This window comes from Kitasatospora sp. NPDC057512, assembly GCF_042802135.1.
GTDB lineage: Bacteria > Actinomycetota > Actinomycetes > Streptomycetales > Streptomycetaceae > Kitasatospora.
Window position 1 is genome coordinate 1 of sequence record NZ_JBHVET010000681.1, and the last position, 4,675, is coordinate 4,675.

Genomic DNA, 4,675 nt, shown 5'->3' on the forward strand with positions numbered 1-4,675 from the left:
GGCGGGCACGCGGCCCGGGGCCGCTAGCGGTTGACGGCCTCGAGGGAGCGCAGGGCGTTGTGGGCCTCGGCCACCACGCGCTCGGTGGTGATGCCGAACTCCTCGAACAGCACCTTGTAGTCGGCGGAGGCGCCGAAGTGCTCCAGCGAGACGATCCGGCCGTGGTCGCCGACCAGCTCGCGCCAGCCCTGGGCGATGCCGGCCTCGACCGAGACGCGGGCCTTGACCGACGGCGGCAGCACGCTGTCGCGGTAGGCCTGGTCCTGCTCCTGGAACCACTCGAAGGACGGCAGCGAGACCACGCGGGTGGCGATGCCCTCGGCCTCCAGCGCCTCGCGGGCCTGGACGGCCAGCTGGACCTCGGAGCCGGTGCCGAGCAGGATCACCTGCGGATCGCCGGTGGAGGCCTCGGCCAGGATGTAGCCGCCCTTCGCGGTGCCCTCGGCGGAGCCGAAGACCTCGCGGTCGAAGGTCGGCACGCCCTGGCGGGTCAGCGCCAGGCCGACCGGGCCGGGGTGGCTGGTGTGGCGCTCGACGATGGTGCGCCAGGCGACGGCGGTCTCGTTGGCGTCGGCCGGGCGGACCATGGCCAGGCCCGGGATGGCGCGCAGCGAGGCCATGTGCTCCACCGGCTGGTGGGTCGGGCCGTCCTCGCCGAGGCCGATCGAGTCGTGCGTCCAGACGTAGGTGACCGGCAGCTTCATCAGCGCGGCCAGCCGGACGGCCGGGCGCATGTAGTCGGCGAAGACCAGGAAGGTGCCGCCGTACACGCGGGTCTTGCCGTGCAGGGCGATGCCGTTCATGGTCGAGCCCATGGCGTGCTCGCGGATGCCGAAGTGGATCGTCCGGCCGTACGGGCTGGCCGACTTCAGCGGGTTGCCCTCGGGCAGGAAGGAGCTGTCCTCGTCGATGGTGGTGAGGTTGGACTCCGCGAGGTCGGCCGAGCCGCCCCACAGCTCCGGGATCACCGCGCCGATCGCCTTGAGGGTGTCGCCGGAGGCCTTGCGGGTGGCGACGTCCTTGCCGGCCGGGAAGGACGGGACGGCCTTCTTCCAGCCCTCGGGCAGCTCGCCGGCCTCGATGCGGTCGAACTCGGCCGCGCGGTGCGGGTTGGCGGCGCGCCAGGCCTCGAAGCCCTGCTGCCACTGGTCGCGGGCGGCCTTGCCGCGCTTGATGACCTGGCGGGCGTGCCCGATGACCTGGTCGCTGACCTCGAAGGTCTTCTCCGGGTCGAAGCCCAGGACCTTCTTGGTGGCGGCGATCTCGGCGGCGCCGAGCGCGGAGCCGTGGGCCTTGGCGGTGTTCTGGGCGTCCGGGGCCGGCCAGGCGATGATCGTCCGCATCGCGATCATCGACGGGCGGGAGGTCTCGGCCTTGGCCGCGGCCAGCGCCTCGGCCAGGGCGGCCACGTCGATGTCGCCGTTGGACTTCGGGGTGACGCGCTGGACGTGCCAGCCGTACGCCTCGTAGCGCTTGAGGACGTCCTCGGAGAAGGCGGTCTCGGTGTCGCCCTCGATCGAGATGTGGTTGTCGTCGTAGACGGCGACCAGGTTGCCCAGCTTCTGGTGGCCGGCCAGCGACGAGGCCTCGGCGGAGATGCCCTCCTCCAGGTCGCCGTCGGAGACGATGGCCCAGACCGTGTGGTCGAAGGGGGACTCGCCGGCCGGGGCCTCCGGGTCGAACAGGCCGCGCTCGTAGCGGGCGGCCATCGCCATGCCGACCGCGTTGGCGATGCCCTGGCCCAGCGGGCCGGTGGTGGTCTCCACGCCCGCGGTGTGGCCGTGCTCGGGGTGGCCGGGGGTGCGGCTGCCCGCGACGCGGAAGGCCTTCAGGTCGTCCAGCTCCAGGCCGTAGCCGGAGAGGTAGAGCTGGGTGTAGAGCGTCAGGCTGGTGTGGCCGGGGGAGAGGACGAAGCGGTCGCGCCCGACCCAGGACGGGTCGGTCGGGTCGTGGCGCAGGAACCGCTGGAAGATCAGGTACGCGGCCGGGGCCAGCGACATGGCCGTCCCGGGGTGTCCGTTACCGACCTTCTGGACAGCGTCCATGGCCAGGACGCGCGCCGTGTCAACGGTGCGCTCATCCAGATCGGTCCACTCGAATGCGTTCGTCGGCGCAGTGCTCACCCTGTCTCAGGGCTCCTTCCATTGTGAAGAGTGACCCCGTGAATGGGGACCGGGTCGGCCACGGCGCTGTGGTCCCGACGCTGGGTGGTGCCGGTCACGGAGGGTAGATCCCGCTTCTGTCTGCGAGCCTACCGTCCGGGGTGCGGCTCACCCTCCGTGCTGGGACAACCGGCAATTCCGCATGCAGATTCCCACTGGAGCGGTGCGGATGGATTTGTCCCAGACTCTCCCGGTTCGCGCCGTCGCGCCGCTCCGGTGGTCAGGACGGGCTAGCGGACCCGCCGGAGGCGCTCGACGGCCCCGCCCGGGCGGTTCACCCGGGGGTGTGCGTTCCGCCTCGCCGGGGGACCCCGGAGCCGGATGGGATATATGGAACGTCTATGGTGTCGTGGTACGCGCAGAGCGGACGATTCGGGACCCTTCGTTCCTGTGGACGCCTGCGAGGATTCATCTTCAGTTGGGGTGTTAGTGACCGCCGTCGAAACCCGTCCCGCCGGGGTCACCGGGGCGACTCCTGCGCACCGGCCGTTCGGGGCCCGTGTCGGCGCGTTCGTCGCATTGACCAAGCCGCGGATCATCGAGCTGCTGCTGATGAGCACCGTGCCGGTGATGTTCCTGGCCCAGCAGGGCGTGCCCAACATGCTGTTGGTGCTGAAGGTCGTCGTCGGCGGCTACCTCTCGGCCGGCGGCGCCAACGCCCTCAACATGTACATCGACCGCGACATCGACGCGGTCATGTCGCGAACCGAGCGGCGGCCGATCGTCACCGGGATGGTGTCACCGCGCGAGGCGCTGGTGTTCGGCATCGTCCTCGCCGTGGTCTCGACGCTGCTGCTGGGCTTCGGGGTCAACTGGCTGTCGGCCTGGCTGGCGCTCGGCGCGCTGCTGTTCTACGTGTTCGTCTACACGCTGGGGCTCAAGCGGCGCACCCCGCAGAACATCGTCTGGGGCGGCATCGCCGGCTGCATGCCGGTGCTGGTCGGCTGGTCCTCGGTGACCAACTCGGTGTCCTGGGCCGCGGTGATGCTGTTCCTGGTCGTGTTCTTCTGGACGCCGCCGCACACCTGGGTGCTGTCGATGAAGGTCCGCGACGACTACGAGCGGGCCGGCGTGCCGATGCTGCCGGTGGTCAAGGGCAACGTGGCGGTCGGCAAGCAGGTCGTCATCTACTCCTGGGTGATGGTGGCGGTCTCGCTGGCGGTCTGGCCGCTGGGGCACATGAGCTGGCTGTACCCGGTCGCCGCGGTGCTGCTGGGCGGGGCCTGGCTGCGCGAGGCGCACGCGCTGTACGGGCGGGCCAAGGCCGGGATCGTGGGCGCGAAGCTCAAGGAGATGCGGCTGTTCCACTGGTCGATCACCTACCTGTCGCTGCTGATGGTGGTCTGCGCGATCGACCCGTTCGTGAAGTAAGAGGCTGATGCGAAGAGCCCCGGTCCAGGCGGACCGGGGCTCTTCGCGTTCTCAGCGGGCGGGGAGTTCGGAGGGGCCGACGTGGTCGTCCAGCCAGTCCCGCAGCGGCTGGGAGGCGTGCAGGAAGCCGGTGATCCGGGTGTGGGCGGCGCGGGTGCCCAGCCACTTCGCGGGCTCCCACTCCTGCCAGGCCACCAGGCCCTTGTGGCGCAGCAGCCCGATCCGGGGGTGGTCCTTGGGGTAGCCGCGCGGGGCCGACTTGAGGGAGTCCCGGCCCACCACCAGCGGGCCCTGCTGCTCCACCCGGGCGATCACCCGCTCCAGCTCCGCGCCGGTGACGTCCTCCGCGACGGCGGCGCGGTAGCGCTCCAGCTGGTCCGGGGCGAGCTGGTAGAAGCCGTTGCCGCAGGCCAGCCCGTCGGCGGAGAGCTGGATGTAGCCGCCGCTCTCCAGATGGGCGCCGATGTGGGTCTTGTACGGGGACTTGTCGGCGCTGAACCGGACGTCGCGGTTCGGGCGGAAGATCTTCCCCGGCCCGAACTCCGGCTCCAGCTCGGCGAGCAGCAGCTCCATCGGGGCCCGTACGGCGTCGTCGTACTGCCCCTTGTGGGCCTGCCAGAAGGTCTTGGAGTTGTCGGCTTCCAGGTGCTCGTAGAAGTCGAGCGCCTCGGCCGGCCAGCCGGAGAAGGTCACCCCTCCAGTATGTGGCCCGGTGCACAGGGCGCTCCCGTCGCCAGCGGCGCTACCGGTGGGTAGCATGCGGGCATGAGCAGCGCAGAGACCGCCACCGCCGCGCCGGACGCCCGCACCGAGCGCCGCGCCAAGCGCATCGCCAAGCACCTCACCAGCTTCGCCCGCGAGCACGGGGGCGGCGACGCCGTCGTCGAGTACGTCGGCTCCGTGGCCACCCGCATCGTGGTCGTCGGCGCGGACGGCGCCTGGGGCGACCAGGTGGCCCCCAGCTACGCCGTGGGCAAGCGGGCTGCGGAGCTGGCCGGGCTGACCCTGCACGACGACTTCGAGGGCGAGCTGGGCCTCAAGGTCAAGACCGGCGCGTACGAGTGGAAGCGGATGGCCGGCATCCAGATCTGACCGGCCTCCTGGTACGGCGAACGGCCCGGTTCCCCCACACGGGGGAACCG

4 protein-coding genes are annotated in these 4,675 nt (G+C 71.2%); 2 read left to right on the forward strand and 2 right to left on the reverse strand.

Annotated elements, in window-relative coordinates; translation table 11 throughout:
• Positions 1-23: 23 nt before the first annotated feature.
• Positions 24-2,123 (reverse strand): transketolase, encoded by a 2,100-nt coding sequence (gene tkt / locus ACFU6K_RS31765; RefSeq protein ID WP_049649620.1) that lies wholly within the window; start codon positions 2,121-2,123, stop codon positions 24-26.
• 462 nt (positions 2,124-2,585) lie between these two features.
• Between tkt and ACFU6K_RS31770 the strand changes: the two genes are divergently transcribed.
• Complete coding sequence (locus ACFU6K_RS31770; protein ID WP_380668900.1) at positions 2,586-3,533, forward strand: heme o synthase; 948 nt, start codon at positions 2,586-2,588, stop codon at positions 3,531-3,533.
• A 51-nt stretch (positions 3,534-3,584) separates the two neighbouring features.
• Here ACFU6K_RS31770 and ACFU6K_RS31775 read toward each other — a convergent pair whose 3' ends face one another.
• Complete coding sequence (locus ACFU6K_RS31775) at positions 3,585-4,226, reverse strand: DUF2461 domain-containing protein (protein ID WP_380668902.1); 642 nt, start codon at positions 4,224-4,226, stop codon at positions 3,585-3,587.
• Positions 4,227-4,298: 72 nt separating this feature from the next.
• Here ACFU6K_RS31775 and ACFU6K_RS31780 point away from each other — a divergent pair, with 72 nt between their 5' ends.
• Positions 4,299-4,625 (forward strand): hypothetical protein, encoded by a 327-nt coding sequence (locus ACFU6K_RS31780; RefSeq protein WP_053111946.1) that lies wholly within the window; start codon positions 4,299-4,301, stop codon positions 4,623-4,625.
• Positions 4,626-4,675: the final 50 nt, after the last annotated feature.

Excerpts from the sequence above, each read along its gene's own strand:
- ACFU6K_RS31780 (WP_053111946.1), top strand. The coding sequence starts at position 4,299 with ATGAGCAGCGCAGAGACCGCCACCGCCGCGCCGGACGCCCGCACCGAG.